This is a genomic window from Streptomyces sp. NBC_00162, assembly GCF_024611995.1.
Taxonomy (GTDB): Bacteria; Actinomycetota; Actinomycetes; order Streptomycetales; family Streptomycetaceae; genus Streptomyces.
Genome location: NZ_CP102509.1, coordinates 2,621,340 through 2,639,259, shown reverse-complemented (window position 1 = coordinate 2,639,259; position 17,920 = coordinate 2,621,340). Strand labels below are relative to the sequence as shown.

The following is a 17,920-nucleotide window of genomic DNA, read 5'->3' as shown; positions in this document are numbered from 1 at the left end:
CGGGCGCATGAGTGAACCCCGGTCGCCCGAGAGGGCGGCCGGGGTTCACTCCGTGCGGAGCCGACAGGTCAGGAGGCAGGCACGGAGACCGAGACCGGAACACCGTGTTCGGCGGCGAGGCGCTGGAGATCCTCCAGCTCCGCCTGTTCCACTTCCGCGAGGAAGTCGTCGCCCGCCTCGCGGGCCTGCCTGAGGTCCGACTGCGTGGCCCTGATGCGCTGCAGGAGACCCGCGGTGAATGCGTCCATGGTGGGTTCGCCCCCTCTTCGTGGGTCGGCGGCGGCACGTGGCAGTCCGCCGTCAGGGAGTGGATGGGGTGTCCTGTCGTCCTCCCCGGCACCCTGGGCGCAGAAACCTCGTAAGACGAGGGAATCCTCACCTCCGCCCCGGCCGCCCTCCCCGCTGCACCCTGCGAGCGGCGCCTTACAGCCGGTTTACGGCCGAAACGGGCAGGATGGGCGACGCAACACACGTGTGCCCTGCTGGGCTCGGAGGAAGGAAACGACGTGCGCGTACTCGTCGTCGAGGACGAGCAGCTGCTCGCCGATGCTGTGGCCACCGGACTGCGCCGGGAGGCCATGGCCGTGGACGTCGTGTACGACGGCGCCGCCGCCCTGGAGCGTGTCGGGGTGAACGACTACGACGTGGTCGTCCTCGACCGGGACCTCCCGCTCGTGCACGGTGACGACGTCTGCCGGAAGATCGTCGAGCTCGGCATGCCCACGCGCGTGCTGATGCTGACCGCCTCCGGAGATGTCAGCGACCGCGTGGAGGGCCTGGAGCTCGGGGCGGACGACTACCTGCCCAAGCCCTTCGCCTTCACCGAGCTGACCGCCCGCGTGCGGGCCCTCGGGCGGCGCACCACCGTCGCGCTGCCGCCCGTACTGGAGCGGGCCGGGATCAAGCTGGACCCGAACCGGCGCGAGGTGTTCCGCGAGGGCAAGGAGGTGCAGCTGGCGCCCAAGGAGTTCGCGGTGCTGGAGGTCCTCATGCGCAGCGAGGGGACCGTGGTCTCCGCGGAGCAGCTGCTGGAGAAGGCCTGGGACGAGAACACCGACCCCTTCACCAACGTCGTACGGGTGACCGTGATGACCCTGCGGCGCAAGCTGGGCGAGCCGCCGGTCATCGTGACCGTGCCGGGCTCCGGATACCGGATCTGAGCGCGTGCCCGCCAATCCGGCGCCACCGGTCGCGCCACCGAAACCCACCTGGGACCCCGGCCAGCCCGAGGGTCCTTTCCCTTGGCTGCGGCCGACCATCCGCATACGCCTCACGCTGCTGTACGGCGGGATGTTCCTGATCGCCGGCATCCTGCTGCTGTCGATCATCTACCTGCTGGCGGCCCAGGCCCTGCGGGAGGGCAACGCGCCCCCGTTCCAGATCGTCGGCGGCGAGGTGAAGGTCACCAGCAGTACCTGCCCGGGCGTGGTGGGCCAGCTGACGCCCAACGACTTCAACGCCGCGATCGGCCAGTGCATGCTCGAACAGCGCCGGCACGCGCTGGACGACCTGCTGAGCCGCTCGCTGATGGCCCTGCTGGGGCTGAGCATCATCGCCTTCGCCTTCGGCTACGCGATGGCCGGCCGGGTGCTCTCGCCGCTCGGCAAGATCACCCGGACCGCCCGCCGGGTCGTCGGCTCCGACCTGACCCGGCGGATCGAGCTGGACGGGCCGGACGACGAGCTCATGGAGCTCGCCGACACCTTCGACGAGATGCTCGACCGGCTGGAGCGGGCCTTCACGGCCCAGCAGCGGTTCGTCGCGAACGCCTCGCACGAGCTGCGGACCCCGCTCGCGATCAACCGGACCCTGCTGGAGGTGCACCTCTCCGATCCGGGGGCCCCGGTCGAGCTCCAGCAGCTCGGGAAGACCCTGCTCGCCACCAACGAGCGCAGCGAGCAGCTGGTCGAGGGCCTGCTGCTGCTGGCCCGCAGCGAGAACCAGATCGTCGAGCGCAAGCCCGTGGACCTGGCGGAGGTCGCCTCGCGCGCCCTCGACCAGGTGCGCGGGGAGGCCGAGGCGAAGGGCGTGGAGATCCGCGGCGAGCGCGCGCTGGCCGTCATCCAGGGCAACGGCGTGCTGCTGGAGCGGATCGCCCTCAACCTGGTGCAGAACGCCGTCCGGTACAACGTGCCGGAGGGCGGCTGGGTGGAGGTCACCACCGAGGCCCAGCACGGCCAGGCGGTCCTCGTGGTGTCGAACACCGGTCCGGTCGTTCCCGCGTACGAGGTGGACAACCTCTTCGAGCCCTTCAGGCGGCTGCGTACGGAGCGAACGGGCAGCGACAAGGGTGTCGGGCTCGGCCTCTCGATCGCGCGCTCCGTGGCCCGCGCACACGGCGGACGAATCCAGGCGATCCCCCGGGAAGGCGGTGGGCTCGTGATGCGTGTCACTCTTCCCTTGTGAGTTCTCCACCCCGTGTTCGCTTTTGGCTGAATGCTTGCCCTGTGAAGACAACCCGGTCTGTGTGATCGATCACATGCCCGAGTGTCGGACCATGTGCGTTCTGTGACCCGATCGCGGCCGGAACGCCCGGGAAGTCCGGGTTTCCGGCCCCCCGAATGGCGGGAAATACACGGGGTGGCGTTTGTGCAAGACGGCCCCCGGACCGTGTACGGTCCCGGTCGTCATCCCAGCTGATTGCTCCTTCAGGCAGGCGGCTGGGTGTCGATTGAGTAACAGACCTTGATGTGAGGCAAAATCTCCGCCTCAGGTCGGGCACAAGTCCGGCCTCTCGCGCGTTACGTGCGCTGAGACACCGCTAACACCCAGAGGGGGAGAGCGAACAATGGCAACGGACTACGACACCCCACGCAAGACCGACGACGACGTCGACAACGACAGCATTGAAGAGCTGAAGGCCCGACGTAACGAGAAGTCGACCTCGTCCGCGGACATGGACGAATTCGACTCGGTCGAGAGCATGGAGCTTCCCGGCGCGGACCTCTCCAACGAGGAGCTGGCCGTCCGGGTCCTGCCGAAGCAGGCCGACGAGTTCACCTGCATGAGCTGCTTCCTGGTGCACCACCGCAGCCAGCTGGCACGTGAGAAGAACGGTCAGCCGATCTGCCGCGACTGCGACTGAGAGGCGTCGGCCGTGGCTGGCTCGACACCCTTTTTTCGGAAGCACGGTCGGAAGCGCCGCCTCCGAAAATCTGGTGATCCGGCGGAGACGCAGGCGGGAACCACGGACCCGGTAACGAGTCCTGGAACCTCCGGCGGCTCCGCCATGGGTACCGCCATCGTGCCCTCCGACACCGCCTCGGCGGTGCCGTCGGCCACAGGGGCCGACGAGGAGGCCCGGCACCGGTCCGGGGCTCGTCGGCTGCAAGCAGTCAAGAACGGTGTACGCAAGGGCGGCGGAAGCGTCAGGGGCGCCGTCCTGTACATCGCCGAATGGATCATCGAGAACGCACCACGCGTTCCGGTTCGGGACCTCGCGACCCTGCGCGCGCAGTTCCCGGGCCTCGGCCCCGATCAGCTTGCCGACAAGCTGATCTCCGGAGCCGCGAACGCCACCTCCACCGTCGGCGCGGGCATCGGAGCGGCGGCCATGCTGCCCGTCCCGCCCGCCATGCCGGCGGAGCTGGCCGCGGAGATCACCTCCGTCGCCGCGATCGAAATCAAGCTCGTCGCCGAGCTCCACGAGGTCTACGGCCTGCGCCCGCCCGGCGCGCTCAAGGAGCGCAGCCTCGCCTACCTCACCGCGTGGACCGAGGAGCGCGGCATCGACCTGACCAAGCCGACGACGCTGAACGCGGCGCTCGGCGGTCAGATGAAGCGCGAACTGCGCCAACAGATCATGAAGCGGATGTTCCGCAGCCTGCCCAACCTCATGCCGTTCATGGTCGGTGCGGCCGTCGGAGCGGTGATGAATCGCCGCGACACCCGCAAAGTCGCAGAGAAGGTGCGTACGGACCTGCGGGGCCGGGCGGTGGCGTGGGATGCACTGCGGCAGCTCCCGCCCCTGGAACAGCCCTCCAAGCCCCTTCCCGAGGCCGCCAGGGCCGCACTCGAGGGCATGGACCCCGGTACGGACGGCTGAGGCCGGGCCGGTCAGGCCGCCTGTGCGCGCGCCGCGCGGATCGCCGAGACCAGGGCCTGCGGCTCGCGGGTGGAGACGTAGAGGTACGGGGTCGGGTCCGCCGGGTCGGTCACCTCGACGCGGACCGCCGTCGGCACGTAGCTGCGCAACAGCATGAAGGCGCGGGTGTCGGCCTTGTACGTGCGCCAGGCGCGCGACTCCTCGGCGTCCAGGATCTCGGGATCACCCAGGGCCGTCACCGGGATCCGCGCGTCCCCCGCCGCCAGCGCGCCGTTCACCACGCGCACGCGCGCGGAACCGTACGAACTCACCAGCAGCCCGGCCAGCCCGGTGCCCCCGACCAGTCCGGTCAGCAGCGGCAGCGTGCCCAGCGGCAGCAGCATCAGCGCGCACGCGAGACCGATGAGTACGGCGATGCCCCACCAGGAGCGGGGGGCGGTCAGACGTTCGTCGTGGTGCGCGGGGGAGAGCTGCATGAGCTCAAGCCTGCCACGAGGCGACCGGCGGGTAGCGGCGCGGGTAAGGTCTGCGGCTGTGAGTGGACGAAACACAGCGTTGACGCCCCCGGCCGATGCCACCGCGCCGGTCCGGCACCCCGATGCACCGGCACCGGGCGAGCTCCTCGGCGCGCACTACGAGCACTGCTTCGGCTGCGGCGAGGGCCAGCCGCACGGACTCCACCTGGAGGCCCGTGCGGGCGAGGGCGTGCGCGTCACCGCCGAGTTCACCGTCAAGCCCGCGCACCAGGGTGCCCCCGGTCTCGCCCACGGCGGCGTGCTGGCCACGGCGCTCGACGAGACGCTCGGCTCGCTGAACTGGCTGCTGCGCGTCATCGCCGTGACGGGGCGGCTGGAGACCGACTTCGTACGGCCCGTGCCGGTGGACACCGTGCTGTACCTGGAGGCCGAGGTCACCGCCGTGGCCGGGCGGAAGATCTACTCCACGGCGGTCGGCCGGATAGGCGGGCCCGAGGGCCTCGTGGCCGTGCGGGCGGACGCGCTCTTCATCGAGGTGAAGGTCGACCACTTCATCGACAACGGTCGGCCCGAGGAGATCCGGGCGGCGATGGCCGACCCGGACCAGGTCAGGCGCGCACGCGCCTTCGAGGTGAACCCCTGATGTCCCAGAACGAGTACGCACCGGTCGACGTGTTGATCCGCCGCGTCGACCCCGAGGTGCCCCTCCCCGCCTACAGTCACCCCGGTGACGCCGGCTGCGACCTGGTGACCACCCAGGCCGCCGAGCTGGAGCCCGGCGAGCGGACCGTACTCCCCACCGGGGTGTCCATCGCCCTGCCCGACGGGTACGCGGCCTTCGTGCACCCGCGGTCGGGCCTGGCCGCCCGCTGCGGGCTCGCGCTCGTGAATGCCCCGGGGACGGTGGATGCCGGGTACCGTGGGGAGATCAAGGTGATCGTGGTCAATCTCGACCCGCGCGAGAGCGTTCGGTTCGAGCGTTTCGACCGCATTGCCCAGCTGGTTGTCCAGCGGGTCGAGAAGGTGCGCTTCCACGAGGTGGCGGAACTTCCCGGCTCGGCCCGGGCCGAGGGGGGTTTCGGCTCCACCGGCGGTCATCCGGCCGTGGCCGGATCCGGCGCTGGTCAGCAGGGTGGGAATGGCTACGCTTCGGTCGTAACCGACCGGGAAGGACAGTGACGTGTTCGGACGTCGCAAGAAGAACGATTCCGCCAAGGACGGCGGCGCGGCCGAGCAGGTCGATGGCCGTGTGTCCGGCCTGGACGCCGGCGATCAGGACGGCGCCGAGGAGCTCGACGCGGCCCAGCCGCGCCGCGTGAACCTGCCGCCGGCCCCGCGGCCCGACGGCCCCTGGGACGTCTCCGAGGTGCTCGGCAACCCGGCCGACGGCCGGGTCGACCTGGGTGGCGTCTTCGTACCCGGGGTCGAGGGCATGGAGCTGCGGGTCGAGGTCGCCGGTGACGCGATCGTCGCCGCGACCATCGTCCTGGGCGACAGCGCCGTACAGCTGCAGGCCTTCGCCGCACCGCGCAAGGAAGGCATCTGGGGCGAGGTCCGCGAGGAGATCGCCGCGGGCATCACCCAGCAGGGCGGCATCATCGACGAGGTCGAGGGTCCGCTGGGCTGGGAGCTGCGCGCACAGGTTCCCGTACCGCTGCCGGACGGGCAGACCGGCGCACAGCTGGTCCGTTTCATCGGCGTCGACGGTCCGCGCTGGTTCCTGCGCGGTGTCATCTCCGGCCAGGGCGCGGTGCGCCCCGAGTCGGCGGGTGTCCTCGAGCAGATCTTCCGCGACACCGTCGTGGTCCGCGGTGACGGCCCGATGGCTCCCCGCGACCCGATCGTCCTGAAGCTGCCGAACGACGCCCAGATGGTGCCGGACGGCGTGCAGACGGAGGACCAGGAAGGCTCCCGCTTCGGCGGTGGCATGGGCCAGCTCGAGCGCGGCCCGGAGATCACCGAGGTCCGCTGACCCCGGTGTGACCCCCGCGCCCGGACCGGGCCTGGGGGGAGCGTCATGTTTTTCGGCCGGTGGGCCCCACCTCTTCGGGTGGGGCCCACCGGCTTTTCGCGCGACCGCGTCAGAGATCCGTCAGGGATGTGCGTCCGGCCCGCCATCGGTGCGTGGACCGCACGGACGTCCCCGAGAATGGGCGCATGGGACGCGGCAAGCTAAGGATCTATCTCGGCGCGGCACCCGGTGTGGGCAAGACCTACGCGATGCTCTCCGAGGGCCACCGCAGGGTGGAGCGGGGAGCCGACTGCGTCGTCGGGTTCGTCGAGCACCACGGGCGGCCGCGCACGGAGGTCATGCTGCACGGCCTGGAACAGGTGGCGCGCGGGGAGCTGACCTACCGCGGGGCGGCCTTCACCGAGATGGACGTGGACGCCGTCCTCGCCCGGCGGCCGGCCGTGGCGCTCGTGGACGAGCTCGCGCACACCAATGTGCCCGGTTCGCGCAACGCCAAGCGCTGGCAGGACGTGGAGGAGCTGCTGCGGGCCGGCATCGACGTGGTGTCGACCGTCAACATCCAGCACCTGGAGTCCCTCGGGGACGTGGTCGAGTCGATCACCGGGGTCCGGCAGCGGGAGACGGTGCCGGACGAGGTGGTGCGACGGGCCGACCAGATCGAGCTCGTCGACATGTCCCCGCAGGCGCTGCGCCGGCGGATGGCGCACGGGAACATCTACAAGCCGGACAAGGTCGACGCGGCCCTGTCCAACTACTTCCGCCCCGGCAACCTGACCGCCCTGCGCGAGCTCGCACTGCTGTGGGTGGCCGACCGGGCCGACGAGTACCTCCAGCAGTACCGCGGTGAGCACGGCATCCGCTCCACCTGGCAGGCCCGGGAGCGGATCGTCGTGGGGCTCACCGGCGGGCCGGAGGGGCGCACGCTCATCCGGCGCGCCTCCCGGATGGCGGCCAAGGGCTCGGGGAGCGAGATCCTGGCCGTCTACATCGCCCGCAGCGACGGGCTGACCGCGGCCTCGCCGAAGGAGCTCGCCGTCCAGCGGACGCTGGTGGAGGATCTAGGCGGAACGTTTCACCATGTGATCGGCGACAACGTCCCCGAGGCGCTGCTCGCCTTCGCCCGGGGGGTCAACGCCACCCAGATCGTGCTCGGCTCCAGCCGCCGCAAGGCCTGGCAGTACGTCTTCGGCCCCGGCGTCGGCGCCACCGTGGCCCGCGACTCGGGGCCCGACCTCGACGTCCACATCGTCACGCACGAGGAGGTGGCCAGGGGCCGCGGGCTGCCCGTGGTCCGCTCGGCGGCCCGCCTGGGGCGGCCCCGGATCGTGGCCGGCTGGGTGGTGGGCGTGGCCCTGCCGGTGCTGCTCTGCCTGCTGCTCACGCACGTGGACGCGGACCTCGGGCTCGCCAACGACATGCTGCTCTTCCTGGCGCTGACGGTGGCGGCCGCGCTGCTGGGCGGACTCTGGCCGGCCCTGGCCTCCGCCGCCGTCGGATCGCTGCTGCTGAACTACTTCTTCGCCCCGCCGCTGCACCGGTTCACGGTCTCCGACCCCAAGAACATCGTCGCCATCGCCGTCTTCTTCGGCGTCGCCGTCTCGGTGGCCTCCGTGGTGGACCTGGCCGCCCGGCGCACGCACCAGGCGGCGCGGCTGCGCGCCGAGTCCGAGATCCTCTCGTTCCTGGCCGGCAGCGTGCTGCGCGGGGAGACCAGCCTGGAGGCGCTGCTGGAGCGGGTGCGCGAGACCTTCGCCATGGAGTCCGTGGCCCTGCTGGAGCGCGCGGGCGAGGTCGAGCCGTGGAAGCCGGCCGCCAGCGTCGGCCCCAGGCCCGCGGACCGGCCCGAGGACGCCGACGTCGACATGCCCATCGGCGACCACATGGCGCTGGCCCTGTCGGGGCGGGTGCTGCCCGCCGAGGACCGCCGTGTGCTCGGCGCCTTCGCCGCCCAGGCGGCCGTGGTCCTGGACCGGCAGCGGCTGGTCGGGGAGGCCGAGGAGGCCCGCCGGATGGCCGAGGGCAACCGGATCCGGACCGCGCTGCTGGCCGCCGTCAGCCATGACCTGCGTACGCCCCTGGCCTCGATCAAGGCCTCCGTGAGCTCGTTGCGCTCCGCCGACGTGGAATGGTCCGAGGAGGACCGGGCCGAGCTCCTCGAAGGCATCGAGGACGGCGCGGACCGGCTCGACCACCTCGTGGGCAACCTGCTGGACATGTCCCGGCTGCAGACCGGCACCGTCACCCCGCTGATCCGGGAGATCGACCTCGACGAGGTGGTCCCGATGGCGCTGGGCGGCGTACCGGAGGGCAGCGTGGTGCTCGACGTGCCCGAGACGCTGCCGATGGTGGCGGTGGACCCGGGGCTGCTGGAGCGGACCGTGGCCAACGTGGTCGAGAACGCGGTCAAGTACAGCCCGCCGGGGGAGCGGGTGCTGGTGGCGGCCAGCTTCCTCGGCGACCGGGTCGAGGTGCGGGTCGTCGACCGGGGGCCCGGCGTTCCCGACGAGGCCAAGGACAGGATATTCGCCCCCTTCCAGCGGCACGGGGACGCGCCGCGCGGGGCCGGGGTGGGCCTCGGGCTCGCCGTCGCCCGGGGCTTCGCCGAGGCGATGGACGGCACCCTCGCGGCCGAGGACACCCCCGGCGGCGGCCTGACCATGGTGCTGACCCTGCGAGCGGCGGCGCGGGACGGCACACCGGCCCGCGCGACGGTGGACGGCGAGGCCCGCACCCTCGCCGCCGATGCGGACACCGGCGCCGGAGCGGACACAGTGGAACGCGATCACGACCGTGATCGGATGATGCGACAGAAGGCAGGACCCCAATGACCCGGGTGCTCGTGGTGGAAGACGAGCCGCAGATCGTCCGAGCCCTCGTGATCAATCTGAAGGCACGCAAGTACGAGGTCGACGCGGCCGCCGACGGGGCCAGCGCCCTGGAGCTCGCGGCGGCCCGCCACCCCGACGTGGTCGTCCTCGACCTCGGCCTGCCCGACATGGACGGCATCGAGGTGATCAAGGGCCTGCGCGGCTGGACCCGGGTGCCGATCCTGGTCCTCTCCGCCCGCCACACCTCCGACGAGAAGGTCGACGCGCTGGACGCGGGCGCGGACGACTACGTCACCAAGCCCTTCGGCATGGACGAGCTGCTGGCCCGGCTGCGCGCCGCCGTCCGCCGGGCCGAGCCGCCCGCCGGATCCGGCGAGGACGAGGTGGTCGTGGAGACCGAGGCCTTCACGGTGGACCTGGCCGCTAAGAAGGCCGTGCGGGAGGGGCGCGACGTACGGCTCACGCCCACCGAGTGGCACCTGCTGGAGGTCCTGGTCCGCAACGGCGGCAAGCTGGTCAGCCAGCGGCAGCTGCTGCAGGAGGTCTGGGGCCCCTCGTACGGCACGGAGACGAACTACCTGCGGGTCTACATGGCACAACTGCGGCGTAAACTCGAGAGCAACCCCTCGCACCCGCGGCACTTCATCACCGAACCGGGCATGGGATACCGCTTCGAGAGGTAGCGGGCACGCCGGTACGCTTCCTTGTATGAGTGCTGAACCGCGTCCCGAGAAGCCCGCGAAGCCGGCCAGGCCGGTGGGCCGGTTCCGCCGGATGATAGAGCGGCTGTCCACCTCGCAGGAGGAGCTGCATTCGGCGGAGCTGCAAGAGGACGCAGAAGCCGCGGGGTGCACGCGGATCTGCGACTGCCACGACCGGCAGATAGTCAAGGTGACCGGAACCCTGCGTACCGTCACCTTGCGGCCGCGCGCGGGCGTCCCCGCCCTGGAGGCGGAGCTGTTCGACGGCTCGGCCCCGCTGGACGTGGTGTGGCTCGGGCGTCGCTCGATCGTGGGAATCGAGCCCGGCCGGCGCATGATCGCCTCAGGGCGGATCTCCATGACCCACGGCCGTCGGGTGCTCTTCAACCCGAAGTACGAACTCCGACCGCTCGGACAGGAGCACTAACCGGTGACGTCACTCGACAAACCGACCACCCCAGATCCCGCCGCATCCGGCGCTCCCGCCGACGACCAGCGCGCGGTGACGCAGGCGGCGCTGTTCGACGCCTTCGGAGGCATCCGGGGCACCGTGGAGACGATGCTCCCCGGGCTGCTCTTCGTCATGATCTACACGATCAACAAGGACGTGAAGCTCTCGGCCATCGCGGCGGGCGCGGTCGCGGTGCTGCTGGTGATCGTGCGGCTGCTGCGCAAGGACACCGTCAAGCACGCCTTCAGCGGGGTCTTCGGCGTGGGCGTGGGCGTGGCCTTCGCGCTGTTCACGGGCAGCGCCAAGGGCTTCTACCTGCCGGGCATGATCTACGGCGTCGGCCTGGGCGTGGCGTTCACGGTCTCGGCGCTGGTGGGCTTCCCGCTGCTGGGCGTGATCCTGGGCCCGGTGTTCAAGGAGAACCTGTCCTGGCGCACCCGCAACCCCGGTCGCAAGAAGGCGTACGTCAAGGCCAGCCTGGCCTGGGGCCTGATCTTCCTCGCCAAGTACGCGATCCTCTTCCCGCTGTACTGGTGGGGCGACGCGACGCAGCTCGGCTGGGTGCTGATCGCGCTGAAGCTTCCGCCGATGGTGCTCGCGGTGTACTTCACCTGGGTCTTCCTGGCGAAGGCGCCGCCGCCGATCGACGTGATCGCGGAGTGGGAGGCCAAGGAGGCTGCCGCGGGGAAGCCGGGATCCTGAGACCGACGTGAAGGGGCGGGGGTGACCATCCGGTCACCCCCGCCCCTTCGTCGTACTAGCCGCGGGCCTGGAGGAGGTCCTCCAGTTGTTCCTCCCGGGCCTGGGCGGCCACGAAGAGGAGTTCGTCGCCCGGCTCCAGGGTTTCCTCCCCGTGCGGGGTGAGGACCCGGTTGCCGCGGATGATCGTGACCAGCGAGGTGTCCTCGGGCCAGGTGATCTCGCTGATCTGGGTGCCCGCGACCGAGGAGTCGGCCGGCAGGGTCAGCTCGACGAGGTTGGCGTCGCCGTGGCTGAAGCGCAGCAGCCGCACCAGGTCGCCGACGCTGACGGCCTCCTCGACCAGGGCCGACATCAGGCGCGGCGTGGAGACCGCGACGTCGACGCCCCAGGACTCGTTGAAGAGCCACTCGTTCTTCGGGTTGTTGACGCGGGCCACCACGCGCGGGACCCCGTACTCGGTCTTGGCGAGCAGCGAGACGACGAGGTTGACCTTGTCGTCACCGGTCGCCGCGATGACCACGTTGCAGCGCTGCAGCGCCGCCTCGTCCAGCGAGGTGATCTCGCAGGCGTCGGCCAGCAGCCACTCGGCCTGCGGCACCCGTTCCACCGAGATGGCGGTCGGGGCCTTGTCGACCAGGAGCACCTCGTGGCCGTTCTCCAGCAGCTCGCCCGCGATGGAACGGCCCACCGCGCCTGCCCCGGCGATCGCGACTCTCATGCGTGTGCCTCCTCAGGCCCCTCGGCGAAGGCCGCCTCGACCTTGTCGATCTCGTCCGTGCGCATCATGACGTGGACGAGGTCGCCCTCCTGGAGGACGGTCGCCGACGTGGGCAGCATCGCCTCGCCCAGGCGGGTGAGGAAGGCGACGCGGACGCCGGTCTCCTCCTGGAGCTTGCTGACCTTGTGCCCGATCCAGGCGGCCGAGGTGTGCACCTCGGCGAGCTGCACACCGCCGCTCGGGTCGCGCCACAGCGGCTCGGCGCCCGAAGGCAGCAGCCGGCGCAGCATCTGGTCGGCGGTCCACCGCACGGTGGCCACGGTGGGGATGCCGAGGCGCTGGTAGACCTCGGCGCGCTTGGGGTCGTAGATGCGGGCGGCGACGTTCTCGACTCCGAACATCTCGCGGGCCACGCGGGCGGCGATGATGTTGGAATTGTCACCACTGCTGACGGCGGCGAACGCGCCCGCTTCCTCGATCCCGGCCTCCCTCAGGGTGTCCTGGTCGAAGCCGACCCCGGTGACGCGGCGGCCGCCGAATCCGGCCCCCAGCCGGCGGAATGCGGTGGGGTCCTGGTCGACGACGGCGACCGTATGCCCCTGCTGTTCCAAGGTCTGCGCGAGGGCGGAACCCACTCTTCCGCAACCCATGATGACGATGTGCACGGCCGTCCTTCCGGCTGTCAGCGGCTCGCTGGTTCACAGCCTCATTGCATGCTCTGGCTAATCAGGGTCTCAGACCATGGCCCAAGCTACACACGGGCGGTCACGAGTGTGACCTCTTGCGGCGCACTCGGGGATGAATTGCGGTGGGATTGTGCGGTGAAGGGGTGGGGGGTTCGTCAGTCCGATTTCGAACGCTTACGATCCTCTGCGTGTCCAAACTGACCGACGTGCCCAAACGGATCCTGATCGGCCGGGCGCTGCGCAGCGACCGCCTCGGAGAAACACTCCTTCCCAAGCGGATCGCCCTGCCCGTTTTCGCCTCCGACCCGCTCTCCTCGGTGGCGTACGCCCCCGGCGAGGTCCTGCTGGTCCTGTCGATCGCGGGTGTGTCGGCGTACCAGTACAGCCCCTGGATCGCGCTCGCGGTCGTCGTGCTGATGTTCACCGTGGTCGCCTCCTACCGGCAGAACGTCCACGCCTACCCGAGCGGCGGCGGTGACTACGAGGTCGCCAACACCAACCTCGGTCCCAGAGCCGGTCTCACGGTGGCGAGCGCCCTGCTCGTCGACTACGTCCTGACCGTCGCCGTTTCGATCTCCTCCGGAGTCGAGAATCTCGGCTCCGCCGTGCATTTCGTCATCGAGCACAAAGTGCTCTCGGCGACCGTCATGATCCTTTTGCTCACGCTGATGAACCTGCGCGGCGTGAAGGAGTCCGGCAAGCTCTTCGCCATCCCGACCTATGTCTTCGTCGCCGCCGTTTTCGTCATGATCGCCTGGGGTGCCTGGAAGGGCATCGTCCTCGACGAGACCATGACGGCGCCGACCGCCGACCTCGAGATCAAACCCGAGCAGGAGGGTCTGGCCGGCTTCGCGATGGTCTTCCTGCTGTTGCGCGCTTTCTCCTCCGGCTGTGCGGCCCTGACCGGCGTCGAGGCCATCAGCAACGGCGTACCGGCCTTCCGCAAGCCCAAGAGCAAGAACGCCGCCAGCACCCTCGCCTACATGGGCGGCCTTGCGGTCACCATGTTCTGCGGGATCATCGGCCTGGCCATGGCCTCCGACGTGAGGATGGCCGAGAACCCCGCCGAGGACCTGCTGTCGAACGGCGTCCCGGTCGGCCCCGAATACGTCCAGAACCCGGTGATCTCGCAGGTGGCCGAGGCCGTGTTCGGCGACGGCAGCTTCTTCTTCATCCTGCTGGCCACCGCCACCGCGCTGGTGCTTTTCCTGGCCGCCAACACCGCGTACAACGGCTTCCCGCTGCTCGGCTCGATCCTCGCCCAGGACCGCTACCTGCCGCGCCAGCTGCACACCCGCGGCGACCGGCTCGCCTTCTCCAACGGCATCGTGCTCCTCGCCGGCGCCGCGATCCTGCTCGTGTGGCTCTACGACGCCGACTCGACCAAGCTGATCCAGCTCTACATCGTCGGCGTCTTCGTCTCCTTCACGCTGAGCCAGATCGGCATGGTCCGGCACTGGAACCGCCATCTGAAGTCCGAGCGCGACCCGGCCGCCCGCCGCCGGATGCACCGCTCCCGGGCGATCAACGCCTTCGGCGCCTTCTTCACCGGCATGGTGCTGGTCATCGTCCTCGCCACGAAGTTCACCCACGGTGCGTGGGTCGCCCTGCTCGGCATGGTGATCTTCTACGGCACGATGTCCGCGATCCGCAAGCACTACGACCGGGTCTCCGCCGAGATCGCCGCCGCCGAGGGCCCCAGCGACGACAGCGTGCGGCCCTCCCGGGTCCACTCGATCGTCCTGGTCTCCAAGGTGCACAAGCCCACGCTGCGCGCCCTGGCCTTCGCCAAGCTGACCCGCTCGGACACCCTGGAGGCGCTCAGCATCAGCGTCGACGCGGCCGAGACCAAGGCGCTGCGCGAGGAGTGGGAGCGGCGCGGGATCAACGTCCCCCTCAAGATCCTCGACTCGCCGTACCGGGAGATCACCCGCCCGGTGGTGGAGTACGTGAAGGGCCTGCGCAGCGAGAACCCGCGCGACGCGGTCAGCGTGTACATCCCGGAGTACGTCGTCGGCCGCTGGTACGAGCACCTGCTGCACAACCAGAGCGCGCTGCGGCTCAAGGGCCGGCTGCTCTTCACTCCCGGTGTGATGGTCACCTCGGTGCCCTACCAGTTGGAGTCCTCGGAGCTCGCCAAGAGGCGGGCCAAGAAGCGCCAGGACTGGAACGCCCCGGGCGCCGTGCGCCGCGGTCCGGTGGACACCCCGCGACCCCCGAAGAAGCCCGCCGCGAAGGGCTGACCGGGTTGGTGAACGGCCGGACGAGATCCACGTAAACTGGTGGGTCGGTCGTCCGGCCGTTTCCCGTTTTCAGTTTTTTGGAGTCTCCCCACCATGACGAGCGCCGAGCAGAACGAGAAGCAGTCACTGGTCGGGGAGGAGTACGAGGTCGAGGTCGGCCCCGTGGCACACGGCGGGCACTGCATCGCCCGGACCTCGGACGGCCGCGTCCTGTTCGTGCGCCACACGCTGCCCGGCGAGAAGGTCGTCGCCCGTGTGACCGAGGGCGACGAGGACTCCCGCTACCTGCGCGCCGACGCGATCACCGTGCTGGAGGCCTCCAAGGACCGCGTCGAGGCGCCCTGCCCGTACGCCGGCCCCGGCAAGTGCGGCGGCTGCGACTGGCAGCACGCCAAGCCGGGCGCGCAGCGCCGGCTCAAGGGCGAGGTCGTCGCCGAGCAGCTGAAGCGGCTCGCCGGGCTCACCCCGGAGGAGGCCGGCTGGGACGGCACGGTCATGCCCGCCGAGGGCGACAAGGTGCCGGCCGGGCAGGTGCCGCAGTGGCGCACCCGCGTGCAGTTCGCCATCGACGAGGACGGCAACGCGGGTCTGCGCAAGCACCGCTCGCACGACATCGAGCTGATCGACCACTGCATGATCGCGGCGCCGGGCGTCAGCGAGCTGGGCATCGAGAAGCAGGACTGGCCCCAGATGGCGTCGGTGGAGGCCATCGCGGCCTCCGGCTCCGGCGACCGCCAGGTCGTCCTGACCCCGCGCCCCGGCGGCCGCCTGCCCCTGGTGGAACTGGACAAGCCGGTCTCGGTCCTGCGCATCGAGGAGAAGGACGGCGGGGTCCACCGGGTCCACGGCCGCCCCTTCGTACGGGAGCGCGCGGACGGCCGTACGTACCGCGTGGGCATGGGCGGCTTCTGGCAGGTCCACCCGCAGGCCGCGGACACCCTGATCAAGGCCGTCATGCAGGGCCTGATGCCGCGCAAGGGCGAGATGGCCCTCGACCTCTACTGCGGCGTCGGCATCTTCGCGGGCGCGCTGGCCGAGCGGCTCGGGGAGACGGGCGCGGTCCTCGGCATCGAGTCGACGAAGCGCGCGGTCGAGGACGCCCGGCACAACCTGACCGACTTCCCCCGGGTCCGGATCGAGCAGGGCAAGGTCGAGCAGATCCTCCCGAAGACCGGCATCACGGAGTGCGACCTGGTCGTCCTGGACCCGCCCCGCGCGGGCGCGGGCAAGCAGACGGTCCGCCACATCGCCGGCCTCTCGGCGCGCCGCATCGCGTACGTGGCCTGCGACCCGGCGGCCCTGGCCCGCGACCTGGGCTACTTCAAGGAGAACGGCTACAAGGTCCGCACCCTGCGCGTCTTCGACCTGTTCCCGATGACCCACCACGTGGAGTGCGTGGCGATCCTGGAGCCGGTCGCCAAGGGCGCCTGACCTGCGGTTTGGGGCGGTCTTTGATAGTCCGTCAGCACGAAAACGCCGCCTCCCGCACCAGGGGTTCACCCCGGTGCGGGAGGCGGCTTTCTCTGTTGGTGGCAGCCGGGGAGCTGCTACTCCCGGCGGTCAGGCCGCCGCGTCGTAGCGGGCGGTCAGGGTCTGCCAGGCCGCCAGCAGTTCCGCGCAGCGGTCACCGGCCGCCGGGTCGGGCGTGCGGACGGACAGCCGGGAGCCGGACGCGACCGAGCAGTGGTAGAGGCCCGCGTCGGGGGCGAACCATTCACGCAGCAGCCAGCCCGGCGGCGGCTTCGGGGGGCCGATGTGGTCGAAGACGAAGACGGGCTCCTCGGGGCGGTACGGGTAGGGCGGGTGGGATGTGGCTGACGGGGCAGCGGGGAGCGGTGCAGTGAGCAGGCCCGGTGCGGTGATCTCCGCGAGGTCGTGGTCGGCGACCTGCCAGCGGGCCATCAGGGCCCGCCAGGCCAGGTAGGCGGGCGCGTCCGTGTCGGGTACCGCGCTGGGGGTGCTAGCCGGGTCCGCGGGCGTTGCGGCGGGCAGGGCCGTGGCCGCGGCAGCGCGGTCCGCCCCGGCCGCAGCCGTGGCGATCGCGTCCAGCAGTCCGGTGGCCCACGCCGCGGCGGCCGGTTCGCCCCGGTGCCGCAGCCACAGCTCGGGTCCGTCCCAGGCGCCGGTCACCTCGGCGCTGGTCCCCTCGTGCCGCAGGACCCGGCCGCGCCGACCGGCGCTCCATCCCCCGGGCGGGGAGTCCTCGCCCGTCAGTGTGCGGGAGACGGCGCGGGCCAGGTCGGCCGTGCCGAGCCCGGGGGCGACGGCATGCAGCCTGAGCAGGACACCGGTGGGTCGGGTCATCGTGTCGGTCCTCAATGCGTCGGTGGCGGTCACAGGGTCAGGACGAAGGGGTCCGGGCTGCTCCGCGCGGTGGGCGCCGGCATCGGCCGGTCTCTCCCGAGCAGCTGGTTCAGAGACATCGGGGGCCGGTCCCGGGTGACCACGGCGACCACGGCCGCCGGGAGCGCGCCACTTGCCGCGAGTGGTTCCGTACGGCCGTACCAGGCGTCCGGAGGCCCGTGGCCGACGATGCCGCGCAGCGACACCGTGTTGCCGGGGCCGAGTGCGAGATCGACGTCCTTCGCACCCCGGGCCAGCCCGAGGCCGGTCGCCTTGACCGCGGCCTCCAACAGGGTCCATGCCGGGAGGAAGACCTCCGGTTCGGCGGTGACCGGCAGTGCGGGGTAGACCGTGGCGAGCGCGTCCAGGGCTGCGGGCATCGGCCGCAGCCATTCGATGTCCACGCCGATCGGGCCGGTGTCGGCCGCCGCGAGGAGCAGCAGCCGTTCCGAGCGAGACCAGCTGATGTGCAGGTGCGGATGGTCCGGCAGATACGGTTTTCCCTCTGGCGTACGAGCGACGCGCAGCTCCGCCGGGGGGACGGCGAGCCGTTCCCCCAGGAGCTCCCGCACCGCCAGCCGGGCCCGCAGGAAGCGGCGGGTGGAGGACGCGCGGGTGAACTCCGCCGCGCGCCTGCCCTCTTCCGGTGTCGCACGGGCCCTGCTGCCCGGGCGCGTGCCGGTGTTCGCGTACCGTGCCGGTGACCAGGCGTGCTCGTCCAGATCCACCAGCCATGCGTCCATGTGTGTTCTCCT

At 71.0% G+C, this 17,920-nt stretch carries 19 protein-coding genes; 13 read left to right on the top strand and 6 right to left on the bottom strand.

The features are described from left to right. Positions 1–68 precede the first annotated feature (68 nt). A complete protein-coding gene (locus JIW86_RS12445; protein WP_215142523.1) occupies positions 69–248 on the bottom strand; it encodes a hypothetical protein in 180 nt (59 codons plus the stop codon). A gap of 258 nt (positions 249–506) precedes the next feature. Between JIW86_RS12445 and JIW86_RS12440 the strand changes: the two genes are divergently transcribed. The 4 genes from JIW86_RS12440 (at position 507) to JIW86_RS12425 (ending at position 4,045) form a co-directional block, all read left to right on the top strand. Further along, positions 507–1,160 (top strand): response regulator transcription factor, encoded by a 654-nt coding sequence (locus JIW86_RS12440; protein ID WP_030008767.1) that lies wholly within the window; start codon positions 507–509, stop codon positions 1,158–1,160. Between the two features lie 4 nt (positions 1,161–1,164). After that, the gene (locus JIW86_RS12435; RefSeq protein ID WP_257553815.1) at positions 1,165–2,406 is read left to right on the top strand and encodes a sensor histidine kinase; all 1,242 of its coding nucleotides are present in this window, start codon (positions 1,165–1,167) and stop codon (positions 2,404–2,406) included. 382 nt (positions 2,407–2,788) lie between these two features. Continuing rightward, complete coding sequence (locus tag JIW86_RS12430) at positions 2,789–3,085, top strand: DUF4193 domain-containing protein (RefSeq protein WP_030008769.1); 297 nt, start codon at positions 2,789–2,791, stop codon at positions 3,083–3,085. Between the two features lie 12 nt (positions 3,086–3,097). After that, a complete protein-coding gene (locus tag JIW86_RS12425) occupies positions 3,098–4,045 on the top strand; it encodes an EcsC family protein (RefSeq protein ID WP_257553814.1) in 948 nt (315 codons plus the stop codon). A gap of 11 nt (positions 4,046–4,056) precedes the next feature. Here the strand turns inward: JIW86_RS12425 and JIW86_RS12420 are convergent, their stop codons facing one another. Beyond that, entirely contained in the window at positions 4,057–4,521 is a 465-nt protein-coding gene (locus JIW86_RS12420; RefSeq protein WP_257553813.1) for a DUF3093 domain-containing protein, read from the bottom strand. Between the two features lie 58 nt (positions 4,522–4,579). On the opposite strand from JIW86_RS12420, the gene JIW86_RS12415 reads away from it, so the two are divergent. The 7 genes from JIW86_RS12415 (at position 4,580) to JIW86_RS12385 (ending at position 11,175) form a co-directional block, all read left to right on the top strand. Next, positions 4,580–5,164 (top strand): PaaI family thioesterase, encoded by a 585-nt coding sequence (locus tag JIW86_RS12415; protein ID WP_215142515.1) that lies wholly within the window; start codon positions 4,580–4,582, stop codon positions 5,162–5,164. Beyond that, positions 5,164–5,700, top strand: a complete 537-nt coding sequence (dut, locus tag JIW86_RS12410) for a dUTP diphosphatase (RefSeq protein WP_215142513.1) — start codon at positions 5,164–5,166, stop codon at positions 5,698–5,700. The genes JIW86_RS12415 and dut overlap by 1 nt, the downstream gene beginning before the upstream one ends. Before the next feature lies 1 nt (position 5,701). Continuing rightward, complete coding sequence (locus JIW86_RS12405) at positions 5,702–6,493, top strand: DUF3710 domain-containing protein (RefSeq protein WP_257553812.1); 792 nt, start codon at positions 5,702–5,704, stop codon at positions 6,491–6,493. A gap of 185 nt (positions 6,494–6,678) precedes the next feature. Beyond that, a complete protein-coding gene (locus JIW86_RS12400) occupies positions 6,679–9,321 on the top strand; it encodes a sensor histidine kinase (protein WP_257553811.1) in 2,643 nt (880 codons plus the stop codon). After that, a complete protein-coding gene (locus JIW86_RS12395; RefSeq protein ID WP_257553810.1) occupies positions 9,318–10,004 on the top strand; it encodes a response regulator in 687 nt (228 codons plus the stop codon). Before JIW86_RS12400 ends, JIW86_RS12395 begins: the two co-directional genes overlap by 4 nt. A 25-nt stretch (positions 10,005–10,029) precedes the next feature. Beyond that, positions 10,030–10,449, top strand: a complete 420-nt coding sequence (locus JIW86_RS12390) for an OB-fold nucleic acid binding domain-containing protein (protein WP_215142499.1) — start codon at positions 10,030–10,032, stop codon at positions 10,447–10,449. Positions 10,450–10,452: 3 nt separating this feature from the next. Next, complete coding sequence (locus tag JIW86_RS12385; protein WP_257553808.1) at positions 10,453–11,175, top strand: DUF3159 domain-containing protein; 723 nt, start codon at positions 10,453–10,455, stop codon at positions 11,173–11,175. A 55-nt stretch (positions 11,176–11,230) separates the two neighbouring features. On the opposite strand, the gene JIW86_RS12380 is transcribed toward JIW86_RS12385, so the two are convergent. Further along, positions 11,231–11,893, bottom strand: a complete 663-nt coding sequence (locus JIW86_RS12380; protein ID WP_030709508.1) for a potassium channel family protein — start codon at positions 11,891–11,893, stop codon at positions 11,231–11,233. Beyond that, positions 11,890–12,558: a potassium channel family protein gene (locus tag JIW86_RS12375; RefSeq protein WP_215142495.1), complete on the bottom strand. Its 669-nt coding sequence runs from the start codon at positions 12,556–12,558 to the stop codon at positions 11,890–11,892. The genes JIW86_RS12380 and JIW86_RS12375 overlap by 4 nt, the downstream gene beginning before the upstream one ends. Positions 12,559–12,767: 209 nt before the next feature. Between JIW86_RS12375 and JIW86_RS12370 the strand changes: the two genes are divergently transcribed. Next, a complete protein-coding gene (locus JIW86_RS12370; protein WP_215142493.1) occupies positions 12,768–14,822 on the top strand; it encodes an APC family permease in 2,055 nt (684 codons plus the stop codon). A gap of 93 nt (positions 14,823–14,915) precedes the next feature. Next, positions 14,916–16,253, top strand: a complete 1,338-nt coding sequence (locus JIW86_RS12365) for a class I SAM-dependent RNA methyltransferase (RefSeq protein WP_257553807.1) — start codon at positions 14,916–14,918, stop codon at positions 16,251–16,253. Between the two features lie 129 nt (positions 16,254–16,382). On the opposite strand, the gene JIW86_RS12360 is transcribed toward JIW86_RS12365, so the two are convergent. Both JIW86_RS12360 and JIW86_RS12355 read right to left on the bottom strand, forming a co-directional pair. Next, on the bottom strand, positions 16,383–17,126 hold the full coding sequence (locus tag JIW86_RS12360; RefSeq protein WP_257553806.1) for a hypothetical protein: 744 nt from the start codon (positions 17,124–17,126) through the stop codon (positions 16,383–16,385). Between the two features lie 29 nt (positions 17,127–17,155). After that, positions 17,156–17,908, bottom strand: a complete 753-nt coding sequence (locus JIW86_RS12355; RefSeq protein WP_257553805.1) for a 4'-phosphopantetheinyl transferase family protein — start codon at positions 17,906–17,908, stop codon at positions 17,156–17,158. Between the last annotated feature and the right edge of the window lie 12 nt (positions 17,909–17,920).